This is a genomic window from Streptomyces sp. NPDC091292, assembly GCF_044757265.1.
In the GTDB taxonomy this organism is placed as follows: domain Bacteria; phylum Actinomycetota; class Actinomycetes; order Streptomycetales; family Streptomycetaceae; genus Streptomyces.
In genome coordinates, this window is the sequence record NZ_JBIVUQ010000003.1 from 244176 (window position 1) to 256878 (window position 12703).

The following is a 12703-nucleotide window of genomic DNA, read 5'->3' on the forward strand; positions in this document are numbered from 1 at the left end:
GGCGGTGATGGTGCCTGGAGCTTTCCTTCCGTCGCCGGGGCGCGCAGTGACTGTTGAGCGGTCCGGTGGTGCGGCGTTCGGTGTGAAGGTGCCCGGTTCCTTCGATCCGCCGCAGTGGGGCGCAGCCACGGTTGAGCGATGGGGCGGTGGGGTGCTGGCGGTGATGGTGCCTGGAGCTTTCCTTCCGTCGCCGGGGCGCGCAGTGACTGTTGAGCGGTCCGGTGGTGCGGCGTTCGGTGTGAAGGTGCCCGGCACCTTCAATCCGCCGCAGCGGCGCTCAGCCATCGTCGAGCGATCCGGCGGTGCCGAGCACGGCTCAAGCTCCGCGCAGCGGTCGGGTGTTGGGTCTGGACGAGTGCAGTGGCCGGGTGTCAGGCTCGACTCAAGCTCCGTGCAGCGGTTGGGTGTTGGTACCGGATCAGGCCGAGCGCAGCGGCCCGCTGCCGAGGCTGGCTCAAGCTCCGTGCAGCGGCCGGTTGTCGGGTCGGGCCGAGCGCAGCGGCCCGGTGTCGAGCCCGGCTCAAGCCCCGCGCAGCGGCCCGGTGCGGCACGATCGTCCGGTACCGGGTCCCGGTCAAGCCCCGCGCAGCGTCTGCGGCCCTCGGGTGACCGAGGCGTCAGTATTCTCGAATTTGTTGGGTTTCTTCCCATTCTTCTCTTCATCGGGCTCGCCACCATCCAGCTCGGCCTCGTCGGGTATGCCGTCAGTCAGGCCGGGTCCGGGGCGCGGGCCGCCGCTCGGGTGCAGTCGCAGGGGGAGGACGGCGCCGCGGCCGGGCTGGCCGCGATGGACGGCCGGCTGAGCGCCCGGGTCGACCCCGGCGGCGGCCCCGGCACCGGCGACACCACCACCGCCACGGTCACCGTCCGCGTCCCCCTCCTGCTCCCGTTCGTCGGCTCCGGCTGGGAAGTCGAGCGCAGCGTGACCATGCCCAACGACCGGAGGGAGTGAGGACCATGAGCCTGAGGTCCCGTATCAACGCCCCCGACGACGGCGGCGGACCCGGCCGCGAGGACGGCCACCTCGTCGCCGTCTACCGCGCGAAACTCCTCGAAGAGATCGACCTCGCCGAGATGTCGTCCCTGGCAGCCGCCGAACGCCGCGTACGCCTCGAACGCGTACTCGGCCACCTCATCAGCCGCGAAGGCCCGGTCCTGTCGACCGCCGAGCGCACCCAGCTCATCCGCCGCGTCGTGGACGAGGCCCTGGGCCTCGGCGTACTCGAACCGCTGCTCGCCGACGCGTCCATCACCGAGATCATGGTCAACGGCCCGGAGTCCATCTTCGTGGAGCGGGCCGGCCGCGTGGAGCAACTGCCCCTGCGCTTCGCGTCGAACGAGCAGCTGATGCAGACCATCGAACGCATCGTCTCCACCGTCAACCGCCGCGTGGACGAGTCCAACCCGATGGTCGACGCCCGCCTCCCCACCGGCGAGCGCGTCAACGTCATCATCCCGCCGCTCTCCCTCACCGGCCCCACCCTCACCATCCGCCGCTTCCCCCGCGCGTACACCCTCCCCGAACTCATCGGCCTCGGCACCCTGGACGAGCAGATGCTGATGCTGCTCTCGGCGTTCGTCCGCGCCCGTTTCAACGTCATCGTCAGCGGCGGAACCGGCTCCGGGAAAACCACCCTGCTCAACGCGCTCTCCGGCCTGATCCCGCCCCGCGAACGCATCATCACCATCGAGGACTCCGCCGAACTCCAGCTCCAGCAGGAACACGTCATCCGCCTGGAGTCCCGGCCCCCGAACGTCGAGGGCAAGGGCCGCGTCACCATCCGCGACCTCGTCCGCAACAGCCTCCGGATGCGCCCCGACCGCATCATCGTCGGCGAGGTCCGCGGCGGCGAGACCCTCGACATGCTCCAGGCCATGTCCACCGGCCATGACGGCTCGCTCGCCACCGTCCACGCCAACACCGCCGAAGACGCGCTGATGCGCCTCCAGACCCTCGGCTCGATGTCCGAGGTGCAGATCCCCTTCGAGGCGCTGAAGGACCAGATCAACTCGGCCGTGGACGTCGTCGTCCAGCTCACCCGGCACATCGACGGCTCCCGCAAGATCGCCGAGGTCGCCCTGCTCGTCTCGCACGGCCGCGAACAGTTCCGTATCGCCACCGTCTCCCGCTTCGTCCCCCGCCCGGTCGCCGCCGACCGCATCGTCCACGGTCACTTCGAACACCTCCCGCTGCCCCGCCCGGTCGCTGAGAAGCTGTACGGCGCGGGCGAACCGATCCCGCCCGCGTTCGGCGTGGTCGAAAGCCTCGACCTCCTCCCGACCCGGCAGGCCATCGGATGAGCCCCCGTGACCCCCGTGACCCGCGTAGCCCCCGTACGCCTCAGCGCGTCCAGAAAGCCACCCCGGCCAGGAGCCCGGCATGACTGACCCCACCCTCCTCGCCCTCGGCGCCACCGTCCTGTGCGGCACCCTCGCCGTCGCCGGCGTGCACAGCTACGCCTCCGGCCGCGCCCAGCGCCAGGCCCTCGTCGACCGGCTCTCCGGCACCGGACCCCTCCGCGGCGCCACCGGCCGCGCACGCCGCTTCGCCGCCGTCGACCGCAGACTGCGCCGCACCCGCCTCGGCCGCGCCATCCAACTGCGCCTCTCGGCGACCGGACTCGACCTGACGGCGGGGGAGTTCTTCACCTACGTCACAGCCGTCGTCGTCGCCCTCTGGCTGATCGCGGCCTCCGTACTCGCCCCCTTCTTCGGCCCGATCGCCGGGCTTGTCGGCGTATGGAGCGCGGTCTTCTTCCTCAACTGGCAGCGCCAGAAACGCATCGAGGCGTTCATCAACCAACTCCCCGACGTGGCACGGCTCCTGGCCAACGCGACCGCCGCCGGACTCGCCCTGCGCACCTCGCTCGCCATGGCGGCGGAGGAGCTGGAGGCCCCGGCAGGTGAGGAACTGTCCATGGTCGCGGACCAGTTGACGATGGGCCGCTCGGTGGACGACGCCCTCGGCGAACTCGCCGCCCGCCTCCCGTCCCGCGAGCTGGTCGTCCTCGTCACCACCCTCGTCCTCGCCAACAAGGCGGGCGGCACCGTCGTCAGCTCGCTGCGGAACCTCACCCAGACCCTGGAGGACCGCAAGGAGACCCGCCGCGAGATCCGCACCATGCTCTCCGAGGTCAACGCCACCGCCTTCACCGTCCCGCTCCTCGGCCTCGGCTCGCTCCTCCTCGTCAACTCCTCGAACGAAGGAGCGCTCGCCCGCGTCACCGGCTCCCCGGTCGGCCAGGCCCTCGTCCTGATCTCCCTCGGCCTCTACGGCGTCGGATTCGTCGTCATCCGCCGCCTCGGCAAGATCGAGGTGTGACCGTGAACACCACACTGGCCGGCCTGCTGCTCGCCTTCGTCACGGGCGCCGCCGTACTCGGCGTCTGCCTCGGCATCCGCATGTACCGCGCGGAGGCCAAACTCCCCGGCGACCTCGCCCTGGCCCTCGAAGTCGGCGCGTCCCGCGTCTCCAAGGCCGACTCCGCCGTCGACCGCCTCGGCATGCGCCTCGCGCCCACCGTGCTGCGGATGATGGGCCGACGGCGGGTCGACGCCAAACGCCGCCGCATCGACATGGCGGGCAACCCGGGCGGCCTCACCCTCGACCGGTACGCGGCCCGCCGCGCCGTCTACGGCATCTTCGGCACCGTCCTCGGCCTGGTCTTCCTCAGCAACGGCCAGACCCTGTTCGCCGCCTTCACCCTCGCCTTCGGCCTGTTCGCCGCAGACGCCCTCATCTGGCAGGCCGTCCGCGAACGCCGCGCCGTCATCGACCGCGTCCTGCCCGACTTCCTCGACGTCCTCGCCGTCGTCGTCTCGGCGGGACTCGGCTTCCGCCAGGCCCTGGACCGGGTCGCCGAGCGGTACGAGGGTCCCTGGGCGGACGAACTCCGTATCACCCTGCGCCAGATGGACATGGGCGTCAGCCGCCGCCAGGCCTTCGACGAACTGCGCCGGCGCAACGAGTCCGAGCAGGTCTCCCAGTTCGTCTCCGCCCTCCAGCAGGGCGAGGAACTCGGCTCCCCGATCGCGGACACCCTCATCCAGATCGCCACCGACATGCGCCGCACCGACGCGCAGAACGCCCGCCGCCGCGCCGCCAAGACCATCCCCAAGGCGACCATGGTCACCCTCGTCTTCATGCTCCCCGCCACGATGATCCTCATCGCCACGGGCATGTTCCTGGGCTCGGGCACCGACTTCGGCTCGATTCTGGGGAGGTGAGGGAGGTGAGGCGACGTTCCGCGACCTCGGCGCTGGCGACCCGGCCCGGCCCCTGGCCGTCCGCCATAGAGGACGACGCGCCCGCGCCCAGCCTCCGTATCCAGCTCAGCGCCCTCCAGGCCCTGTGCCGCCAGGTGTGCGGCGTCCGCCTCGCGATGATCGCCCTCGGCACCCCCTTCGCGACGACCGGCGCCGCCGACGGCGCCCCGCGCTACTTCGTGCTCGCCGCCGCCGTGTTCAGCTTCATGGGCTCGTACGCGATGCTCCGCGACTGGGAGCGCTTCGGCCCGCGCGTCCTCGCCCACCCCACCCTCCTCGGCGCCGACCTGCTCCTCGGCTCGGTCCTCCTGCTCGCCGCGTCCCCGGCGTCCCCCCTCGGCTACGCGGCCGTCTGCACCCCCCTCCTCTCCGGCCTCCTCTACGGCTGGCGCGGCGCCGGAGTCTTCACGGGCATCCAGATCGCCGTCCTCCTGTCGGTCTACCGGGCCTGGGAGCACCGGCCGGGCGCCGGACCCAGCGCCCTGCTCCTGGCCGGGTTCTGCATCGGCGCCGGCATCATCGGCGTCACCCTGCGCAACCTGATCTTCCGCTTCGGCGCGGCGGGCCAGGCGCTCGCCGAGGCCAACGCCCGGCTCGCCGTACGCGACGCCGTCGAGTCCGAACGCGCCCGCCTGGCCCGCGAGATGCACGACTCGGTCGCCAAGACCCTCTACGGCCTGGCGCTGTCGGCCGACGCCCTGGCCGCGTCGGCGGACCGCGAGGACCCGGCGGCGCTGCGCCACCGCGCCGACCTGGTCGCCCGCTCGGCCCGGCACGCCGCCGCCGAGTCCCGCGACCTGCTCGACGGCCTGCGCCGCCACACGGAGGCGGGGAGCGAAGACGCGGTCGACCTGTTGTCGGAACTAGGTCTGCGCGCCGAGGACTTCACGACCCGTACGGGGATACGGACCCGGGTCGTGCGGACCGGCGCCGACCGGGCATTGCTGCCCGGGTGGGCGGCGCGTGAGGTGCTGACGATCGTGGACGAGGCGCTGGAGAACACACGGCGGCACGCGGCGGCGACCCGGGTGGAGATCTCCCTCGCCGGCACGGGCGCCGACGACCTGACCCTGACCGTCACGGACGACGGCCCCGGCTTGCCACCCGACTCCACCCTCGCCGCCCTGCGCGCCGACGGCCACTACGGCCTGATCGGCATGGCGGAACGGGCCGCCGCGCTGGGCGGGGTGCTGACGTACGGCGGTGGCGGCGACGGTGGCTTTGGCGGTCCGGGCGAGGGGCGTGTGCCGGGCACGGCGGTCACGTTGACCCTGACGGCGCCGAGGGGGTCGAGATCCCATGCCGGATGAGGAGGCCGAAGGGGCGCTGCGGGTCGTGGTCGCGGACGACAACCCGGTCGTAAGGGCCGGGCTCACCGCGCTGCTCGACGGCCGGGCGGGCATCCGGGTGGTCGCCGAGGCGGCCGACGGCGCGGGTGCGGTGGCGGCGGTACGGCGGTGCCGTCCCGACGTCCTCCTCCTGGACGTCCGGATGCCCGGCACGGACGGCCTGGCGGCACTGTCGGCGCTGGCGGGTCGGGTACCGGTGCTGATGCTGACGTACAGCGGGGACGCGGGGACGGTCCGGGAGGCGGTGCGGCTGGGGGCGCGGGGGTATCTGGTGCACGGGGAGTTCACGGCCGGGGAACTGGTGGCGGCGGTGCGGTGGATGAGGGACGGCAGGGGTACGTTCACGCCGACGGCGCGGGATGCGTTGCTGGAGCGGAGGGTGGCGCGGGGGTCGAGTGTCGGGGATCCCCTTATGGTTGGCGGGACTTCGCCGGTGGTGACGTCGATAGCTTCGCAAATGCAACGGGTTGTGGGACAGTTGGAGAGGGCTGGCGAAGGGGACAGGTCGGCGGACCGCTCAAACCACTCGCCACGGTGGGACCGGCGTGCGTACGGCCTGAGTTCTCGGGAGGTGGAGGTCATGGATCTCATCGCGTCCGGCATGAACAACCGGCAGATCGCCGCGGCCTGCTTCATCAGCGAGAAGACGGTCAAGAACCACATCAACCGGATCTTCGCGAAGGTGCAGTGCGTGAGCCGCAGCGAGGCGATAGCGCGGTGGCTGGGCACGGCACACGCGGCAGTGGGGGAGGCGAACCCACGATGACCCGCCACAACGACCCGCCACAAACCGGCCAACTTCCCCCACGGGGGGAGGGTTGGGCCCCTGGACCCACGAGGGAGACTTACTTCATCGCTTACGTTGCCGTGGTCGGCAGTCTGACCGGCCGGAGGGAAAGGACGCGCGATGACGACACGGCTGAGCCGGTGGGCGGGCAGGGTAACCACACGAACCCGGGGACGGAACCGGGACGCGGGCGCGGGGTTCGTGGAGTATGCGGGGTTGTTGATCATCATTGCGGGGATCTTTACGCTGATCGACCAGATCGGTCTCGACGGAATGATCTCGGGCGCGATCCGTACGGCCGTCACGTCCGTCATCGGAGGCTGACTCGGAGTCGTCTGCGATGCGATCGAGGGCAAACCCTTCCGATCTACATTTGGTTGTCGGGGATTCTGCTCTTCGTCGCGTTCGCCTTCTTCGCCTTCGCCCAGGCGGCCTCGGCCCGCAGTGGCGCCCAGTCAGCGGCGGACGCGGCAGCCCTGGCCGCGGCGCAGGACGCTCGTGAGGAACTGGTGCTCGGTCTGGAGACGGCGATAGGGAACGCGGACGCCGACTGGCTCGACTGGCTGGATGGCGACCTCTTCCCGGGGAACGGTGCCGATGCCGCCGCCCGACGCCTGGCGGCACAGAACGACTCGGCGGTCCAAGGCGCCGCGCAACGCGTCGTCGTGAACGGCTATCCCGGCTACCGGGTGGAGATCAAGACCAACTACACGGTCGGAGATTCCATCATCCCTGGCACGGAGTCGATGCGAGCCAAGGCTCATGCCCAGGCCGTCATCAAGCCACGTTGCGACTTCGACCTCGAAGCCGACCCGAAGAAGCCCGTCGTGCTGGACTGTGACGGCGAAACCATCGACATCGATCCCGGGGACTTCCGGCCGGACGATCTGCCCGAGGCGTCCGTCCTGTTCTCCGTATATCTGGCCGAGTGAAAGGAAGCCCCACCGATGAACTTCCGGCACAGCAGGAAGGGCCACAGGGCGGTGACGGCCGCGGCTCTCACGACCGGGCTGGTCCTCACCATGGCCGGCTGTGGCGGTGGAGGTGGCGACGATCCGAAGGACAGCGGCGGCTCGTCCTCGTCAGAGCCGGCCAAGGGCGGCGACGGAGAGAAGGACAGCCCGTCCCCTTCGGCCGGCACCGATCAGATCGTGGCGGAGGTGCGGGGGGAGAACGGCATCACCCTCACCGTCACTTCTGCGGTTCGCGACCCCGGCGGCTTCCTGACCCTCTCCGGCAAAGTGACCAACGGGAGCGGCAAGTTCTGGGTGGCTGCGAACTGGCGGGGCGACGAGCGCGAACTGAGCCCGAACGGCGCCTCCATGGCCGGAGCTTCCGTCGTGGACAGCGCGGGCAAGAAGAAGTACCTCGTACTCAGGGACACTCAGGGTCGATGCCTCTGCACGAAGTTCGAGGGAGGGGGTGTCGACGGAGGGCAGTCGGCCGACTGGTACGCGCAGTTCCCCGCCCCGCCGAAGAGCACGACGAAGGTGGACTTTCAGGTCGGTGCCATGCCGCCGGCCTCTCTGGAGATCTCAGATGGCCAGTAACCAGATGTCCCCGCGCCCCACAACTGCCGGACTCGCCGCCGTGGTCCTCCTCACGACCCTGACCGTGGGCGGCATCGGTGTCGGATCCGCCCAAGCCGACGACCCCACCCCCGGCGCACCCCCGGGCAGCGTCACCAGTGCCGTTCCGCCCGAGGTGGATGCCAACAGTCCGGGGCTGCGGTTGGCGGACGGGGCGACTCTGGCGGATGTCAAGGTGCTCGACATCAAGTCCGTCGTGGAGGACCTCGGCGGTGAGGAACGCCGCGAGGACACCAACCAGGACGTGAAGTTCGCGCTCCAGGCCGAGGTCCTGTTCCCCAAGGACAGCAGCACACTCAACCCGGACGCCCGATCCCGTATCCGCGCCATCGCCGACGAGATCAAGAGCCAGCGGGCCACGAACATCCGCGTGTTCGGCTTCACGGACGACCTCGGCTCCTACGAGCACGGCAAGGTGCTGTCGAAGAAGCGGGCCGACGCCGTCCACGACGCGCTGGCCGCCGACCTCGGCCCCGAGATCACCTACGAGGTCCGCGGATACAGCGAGGACTACCCCATCGCCGACAACACCTCCGAACAGGGCCGCAGGAAGAACCGCCGGGTGGAGGTCTCCTTCCCCCGCGGCGAACAGCCGGCGAGCGAGAGCGGAGGCGACACCGCCGCCGGATCCAGCACCCCCTGACCACAGTCCGCCGTCGTCACCCCGGCCGATGGTCCCCCGTCGCGCCGTCGATCAGCTCCCGCATGACATCGGCATGCCCCGCGTGCCGTGCCGTCTCCTCCACCATGTGCAGCAGCACCCACCGCATCGACACCGTCGCCCCGTGCCACGCCGTCCCCAGCGCGTCCAGCCCCGTCTCCTCGATGGCGGCGTCGGCGGCGGCGCGGGCCCGGCCGTAGAACGCGAGGATCTGTTCCGGTGTCTCGTCCGGGCCGAGCGCCATGTCCTCGGTCTCCGCGTCGAACCAGAGCGGCTCGTGTGCCCGCCCGAACGTCTCGCAGAACCACCCGTACTCGACCGTCGCCAGATGCTTCACCAAGCCGATCAGCGTCAGCCCGGACGGCAGGACCGTCCGCCGCAACTGTTCGTCGTCCAGCCCTTCGAGCTTCCACAGCACCGCGTCCCGATGGCGGTCCAGGCTCACCTGCAGGCTTTCCTTCTCGCCGCCGGTGTAGGGCACCCGTTGCGTCTGTTTCGTCATGCCCGGAACGTAACAGCGGCCTCTGACATCCACCCGGCGATAAACGGTTCGCCAGGTCACGGCGCCCCTGGGACCATCGGAGCATGACCCGTACGCCCCCCGCGCCCCGTACCTTCGACGACCTCGTCGCCGAAGCCGCCGCCGCGCCCGTCGAGGGGTGGGACTTCTCCTGGTTCGACGGCCGGGCCACCGAGGAGCGCCCGTCCTGGGGGTACGCCGGGCTGATGGCCGGGCGCCTCGCCCGTGCGACGGCCGCCCTCGACATCCAGACCGGCGGCGGCGAAGTCCTCGCCTCCGCGCCCGCGCTGCCGCCCCTGACCGCCGCCACGGAGGCCTGGCCGCCGAACGTCGCCCGCGCCACCGCCCTGCTCGCCCCGCGCGGCGTGGTCGTCGTCGCCTCGCCCGAGGACGCACCGCTGCCCTTCGCGGACGGCGCGTTCGACCTCGTCGTGAGCCGCCACCCGGTCAGGGCGCACTGGCCGGAGATCGCCCGGGTCCTGCGACCCGGCGGCGGCTATCTCTCGCAGGAGGTCGGACCGGCGAGCGTCTTCGAGGTCGTCGAGTACTTCCTCGGCCCGCAGCCCGAGGCCACCCGTACCGCACGCGACCCCGGGCGGGCCCGCCGCGACGCCGAGGCGGCCGGTCTCCGGATCACCGATCTGCGCGCCGAGCGGCTGCGGATCGAGTTCCTCGACATCGGCGCGGTCGTCCACTTCCTGCGCAAGGTCATTTGGATGGTGCCTGACTTCACGGTCGAGCGGTACCGGGTGCGGCTGCGTGAGCTGCATGAACGGATCGTGGCCGAGGGCCCGTTCGTGGCCCACAGCAGCCGCTTCCTGATCGAGGCCCACAAGCCGGAGTGACGTAGGGGCGCCTGTCACGGGTTACGCGTGTGCCCCCACCGTCACCTCGCCCACCACCAACTCCGGTACCGCCTCCATCACTTCCCCCACCCGCGCGACCTCCGCCGCCAGCTCCCGTTCCTGGGCCGCCGTCAGCCGGTCCAGGGGCTCCACCGTGACCGTCGCCCTGCGGCCCCTGCGCCGCTGGTGCCAGACCCCCGCGACCTCCCCGTCGACCAGGAGCAGCGGAAAGTTCCCGGCCTGCCCGCCCGCGAGGGCCCGTACGGAGGCCCGGCCGGGGAAGAGCCGCGCGCGGGGGTGGCAGGCGATGCCGTACGCGTCGAAGTACGGCAGCAGCCGCACCCCAGGCACCCCACCCACCGCGCCCGCCGCCTCCTCCTCCGGGAAGTCCGTGTCACCGGCCGCCACCCACGCCGTCCCGCCGCCCGGCACCGGCTCGAAGGGGACCGGTTCGATCGCGCCGGCGACGGCCAGCGACGCGAACAGCTTTCCGGTCCACCCCTGCGGCGCCGCCGCCCACCGGGCGAAGTCGTGGGCGGTGGCGGGCCCGTAGGCGTACAGATAGCGGCGTACGTACGCGGCGACCGCCTCGTCCCGGGGCAGCGGGTCGTGGTGCGGCGGGCGGGTGTACGTGGCCTTGCGGCCCCGGTCGGGTGCGAAGCAGAGGGCGCCGCGCTGGCCGGCGAGGTGCATGACCTGCCGCCAGCGCGGCCACATCCCCTGGAACGCGGGCATCACCAGGTCACCGGCCCACGCCCCGGTACGCGCCACCACCTCGTCGCCCAGTTCGTCGGCGGTGAGCCGGGCCCCGTCGAGCGCGTCGCCGATCGCCGCGACGACCTGCTCGCTCTGCTCGGGCGACATCCGCACCCCGGACGCGAACGAACCCTTCGGCGGGATCGCGGGCAACGCGGCCGACCAGAAGGGGAGTTCGGCGGCGGGCAACAGATGCAGGGTGCCGCGCGGGCCGAAGGTCTTCACGAGGGTGCCGTCCGTCCACAGCGCGTCGCGGACGTTCTGCCGGGTCACGCCGTCCATGCGGACGCCGAGGGAGATCTCCGCCGCGGACATCACCTGCGCGTGCACGCCGAGCATCGCGCCCGCCACCTCGGCAACCGTCGTGTCCTCGGTGGCGCGGATCCGCAGGAACTGGCGTGCGGCGCGCCGGGCCCCGGCCCGCGCCCATGTGATCGTCGGTGTCATGAACGCGAGGCTAGGCACCGATTAGGCCGAGTTCTGTCCGCATTGCCGACACTGACAGACACTGGCAGGTACTGCCCGGCGGTACGTGGCCGGTGACCGGAAGCAGCTTCGGCAGTACTGTCGATCCGGTAAGCGTGGTGCGTGGGCGAGGAGTTGGAGGGGTTGGGGATGGCCAAGGGCAAGGGTCCGTACAGCTGTGGTCTCGACGCCGCCGTCGATGTCGTCGGCGGGAAGTGGAAGCCGATGATCCTGTGGGCGCTGTACGCGGGCGAAACGCTCCGGTTCGGGGAGCTGCGCCGCGCCGTGAGCGGGGTCAGCGAGAAGATGCTGATCCAGCAGTTGCGGGAGCTGGAGGCCGACGGGATCGTGCACCGCGAGGTGTACCGGGAGGTCCCGCCGAAGGTGGAGTACTCGCTGACCGATCTCGGCGAGCAGCTCAACACGGCGCTGATTCCGCTCGGGCTGTGGGGGGAGCGGCACATGGACGAGGTCGTCGCCCGCAAGCACCCGCACCACACCCCGGCCTGAACGGGCCTTGACCGGCCTGGACCGGCCTGAACGGGGTGCCCGATGGCCGGAAATCTCACTCACCGGGCCGCCGCCGAACCGCCCCGCGCGCACCAACCGCACCACCCGCCCCGGAGGGCGTTTTCCGTATCGTTATCGAGCCTGGCTCGCATCAGGGCGCGGCTCCACGTAAGTTCAGACCAAGGTTATTCGCGTCAGCAAAGCTGCGCGGGCGGTACCGCGCAGTGGAGGGGGCTGCGCGGTGCCGGAACAGAGCCAGGGCCGTGCAGGGCCGGTGCCAGATCAGTTTTCGGCCATCTTCAGACGGGTTCCCGGGGTCAGCCCCCAGCCCCTCATGGCCCCCGCCTCGGCCTCCAGGACGTACCGCGCCCGCAGTCGCGGGAGACCGATCCGCCCCGGGCGCATGGTCCGTACGGAGAGCACTCCCAAGTCGCGGTCCAGATGGGCCACATCGATCGCGAACCGCATCCCCAGGGTGTGCACCGACCGCGTCCTGGTCAGCAGAAGTGCCCCGTCGATGCCCGTACGCCCCAGCAGCCCCCGGCGGCGCGCCGCACCCGTCCCCGCGATCTCCAGCGGGACCGCCGCCGCGCGCCCCGGCACCACAAAGCTCGTCGCCACACAGGGGAGGCTAGCCCGCCCGAGCGAGTCCCCCGTCAAGCGGACGTCCCCCCTCGCCTCACCCGGGAGGAGTACGGCACGCGCGTACGACACGCCGGCGCTTCACCCCCGCGCACCGGCGGTTTCACCGGCCGGAACCCGTCTGTCGCGCGCCCTGTGGCGTTGCCGGACGGTAGCGGAGAGTAGTTGTCCGGCGGTGATGCGCGCAGCATCACTTACGAAGGGTTATGGTGGAAACCCCCCCTCGGGCCGGTCCGTCTCCCCCCCCACGGACCGGCCCGTTTTTCTGCCCAGGCCCGCGGGGAAGGTTCCCGGGTTCCTGGAAGTGCCCGCC

At 71.4% G+C, this 12703-nt stretch carries 15 protein-coding genes and 1 pseudogene; 13 read left to right on the forward strand and 3 right to left on the reverse strand.

Going from position 1 to position 12703, the window contains the following annotated elements; genetic code table 11:
* Window positions 1–163: 163 nt before the first annotated feature.
* The 11 genes and pseudogenes from ACIQNU_RS12445 to ACIQNU_RS12495 all read left to right on the forward strand — a co-directional run.
* Window positions 164–730 (forward strand): annotated as a pseudogene (locus ACIQNU_RS12445) (TadE family protein); the annotation flags it as partial.
* Between the two features lie 12 nt (window positions 731–742).
* A complete protein-coding gene (locus ACIQNU_RS12450) occupies window positions 743–952 on the forward strand; it encodes a hypothetical protein (protein ID WP_401365653.1) in 210 nt (69 codons plus the stop codon).
* Window positions 953–957: 5 nt separating this feature from the next.
* Entirely contained in the window at window positions 958–2301 is a 1344-nt protein-coding gene (locus ACIQNU_RS12455; RefSeq protein ID WP_401364878.1) for a CpaF family protein, read from the forward strand.
* A gap of 79 nt (window positions 2302–2380) precedes the next feature.
* Window positions 2381–3322 (forward strand): type II secretion system F family protein, encoded by a 942-nt coding sequence (locus ACIQNU_RS12460; RefSeq protein ID WP_401364881.1) that lies wholly within the window; start codon window positions 2381–2383, stop codon window positions 3320–3322.
* 2 nt (window positions 3323–3324) lie between these two features.
* Window positions 3325–4227 (forward strand): DUF5936 domain-containing protein, encoded by a 903-nt coding sequence (locus tag ACIQNU_RS12465; RefSeq protein ID WP_401364884.1) that lies wholly within the window; start codon window positions 3325–3327, stop codon window positions 4225–4227.
* 5 nt (window positions 4228–4232) lie between these two features.
* The gene (locus tag ACIQNU_RS12470) at window positions 4233–5576 is read left to right on the forward strand and encodes a sensor histidine kinase (RefSeq protein WP_401364886.1); all 1344 of its coding nucleotides are present in this window, start codon (window positions 4233–4235) and stop codon (window positions 5574–5576) included.
* The gene (locus tag ACIQNU_RS12475; RefSeq protein WP_401364889.1) at window positions 5566–6381 is read left to right on the forward strand and encodes a response regulator transcription factor; all 816 of its coding nucleotides are present in this window, start codon (window positions 5566–5568) and stop codon (window positions 6379–6381) included. The genes ACIQNU_RS12470 and ACIQNU_RS12475 overlap by 11 nt, the downstream gene beginning before the upstream one ends.
* Window positions 6382–6522: 141 nt before the next feature.
* Window positions 6523–6726, forward strand: coding sequence for a hypothetical protein (locus tag ACIQNU_RS12480; RefSeq protein WP_401364892.1), 204 nt, complete (start codon window positions 6523–6525; stop codon window positions 6724–6726).
* Window positions 6727–6737: 11 nt separating this feature from the next.
* Window positions 6738–7334, forward strand: a complete 597-nt coding sequence (locus ACIQNU_RS12485) for a pilus assembly protein TadG-related protein (protein WP_401365613.1) — start codon at window positions 6738–6740, stop codon at window positions 7332–7334.
* 15 nt (window positions 7335–7349) lie between these two features.
* Window positions 7350–7952, forward strand: a complete 603-nt coding sequence (locus ACIQNU_RS12490) for a hypothetical protein (RefSeq protein WP_401364895.1) — start codon at window positions 7350–7352, stop codon at window positions 7950–7952.
* Window positions 7942–8634 carry an OmpA family protein gene (locus ACIQNU_RS12495; protein ID WP_401364897.1) on the forward strand — a complete coding sequence of 231 codons (693 nt, stop codon included), beginning with the start codon at window positions 7942–7944 and terminating at the stop codon, window positions 8632–8634. The genes ACIQNU_RS12490 and ACIQNU_RS12495 overlap by 11 nt, the downstream gene beginning before the upstream one ends.
* 16 nt (window positions 8635–8650) lie before the next feature.
* Here ACIQNU_RS12495 and ACIQNU_RS12500 read toward each other — a convergent pair whose 3' ends face one another.
* Window positions 8651–9154: a DinB family protein gene (locus ACIQNU_RS12500; RefSeq protein ID WP_401364900.1), complete on the reverse strand. Its 504-nt coding sequence runs from the start codon at window positions 9152–9154 to the stop codon at window positions 8651–8653.
* Between the two features lie 83 nt (window positions 9155–9237).
* Here ACIQNU_RS12500 and ACIQNU_RS12505 point away from each other — a divergent pair, with 83 nt between their 5' ends.
* Entirely contained in the window at window positions 9238–10017 is a 780-nt protein-coding gene (locus ACIQNU_RS12505; RefSeq protein WP_401364903.1) for a class I SAM-dependent methyltransferase, read from the forward strand.
* 21 nt (window positions 10018–10038) lie between these two features.
* Here ACIQNU_RS12505 and ACIQNU_RS12510 read toward each other — a convergent pair whose 3' ends face one another.
* Window positions 10039–11220 (reverse strand): winged helix DNA-binding domain-containing protein, encoded by a 1182-nt coding sequence (locus ACIQNU_RS12510; RefSeq protein WP_401364906.1) that lies wholly within the window; start codon window positions 11218–11220, stop codon window positions 10039–10041.
* Window positions 11221–11388: 168 nt separating this feature from the next.
* Here ACIQNU_RS12510 and ACIQNU_RS12515 point away from each other — a divergent pair, with 168 nt between their 5' ends.
* Window positions 11389–11748, forward strand: a complete 360-nt coding sequence (locus tag ACIQNU_RS12515; protein WP_401365615.1) for a winged helix-turn-helix transcriptional regulator — start codon at window positions 11389–11391, stop codon at window positions 11746–11748.
* 282 nt (window positions 11749–12030) lie between these two features.
* Here the strand turns inward: ACIQNU_RS12515 and ACIQNU_RS12520 are convergent, their stop codons facing one another.
* Window positions 12031–12369, reverse strand: a complete 339-nt coding sequence (locus ACIQNU_RS12520; RefSeq protein ID WP_401364909.1) for a DUF192 domain-containing protein — start codon at window positions 12367–12369, stop codon at window positions 12031–12033.
* Window positions 12370–12703 lie beyond the last annotated feature (334 nt).

Coding starts and splice junctions, on each gene's coding strand:
- ACIQNU_RS12455 (WP_401364878.1), top strand. CDS start 958: ATGAGCCTGAGGTCCCGTATCAACGCCCCCGACGACGGCGGCGGACCC.
- ACIQNU_RS12460 (WP_401364881.1), top strand. CDS start 2,381: ATGACTGACCCCACCCTCCTCGCCCTCGGCGCCACCGTCCTGTGCGGC.
- ACIQNU_RS12475 (WP_401364889.1), top strand. CDS start 5,566: ATGCCGGATGAGGAGGCCGAAGGGGCGCTGCGGGTCGTGGTCGCGGAC.
- ACIQNU_RS12480 (WP_401364892.1), top strand. CDS start 6,523: ATGACGACACGGCTGAGCCGGTGGGCGGGCAGGGTAACCACACGAACC.
- ACIQNU_RS12490 (WP_401364895.1), top strand. CDS start 7,350: ATGAACTTCCGGCACAGCAGGAAGGGCCACAGGGCGGTGACGGCCGCG.
- ACIQNU_RS12495 (WP_401364897.1), top strand. CDS start 7,942: ATGGCCAGTAACCAGATGTCCCCGCGCCCCACAACTGCCGGACTCGCC.
- ACIQNU_RS12500 (WP_401364900.1), bottom strand. CDS start 9,154: ATGACGAAACAGACGCAACGGGTGCCCTACACCGGCGGCGAGAAGGAA.
- ACIQNU_RS12505 (WP_401364903.1), top strand. CDS start 9,238: ATGACCCGTACGCCCCCCGCGCCCCGTACCTTCGACGACCTCGTCGCC.
- ACIQNU_RS12510 (WP_401364906.1), bottom strand. CDS start 11,220: ATGACACCGACGATCACATGGGCGCGGGCCGGGGCCCGGCGCGCCGCA.
- ACIQNU_RS12515 (WP_401365615.1), top strand. CDS start 11,389: ATGGCCAAGGGCAAGGGTCCGTACAGCTGTGGTCTCGACGCCGCCGTC.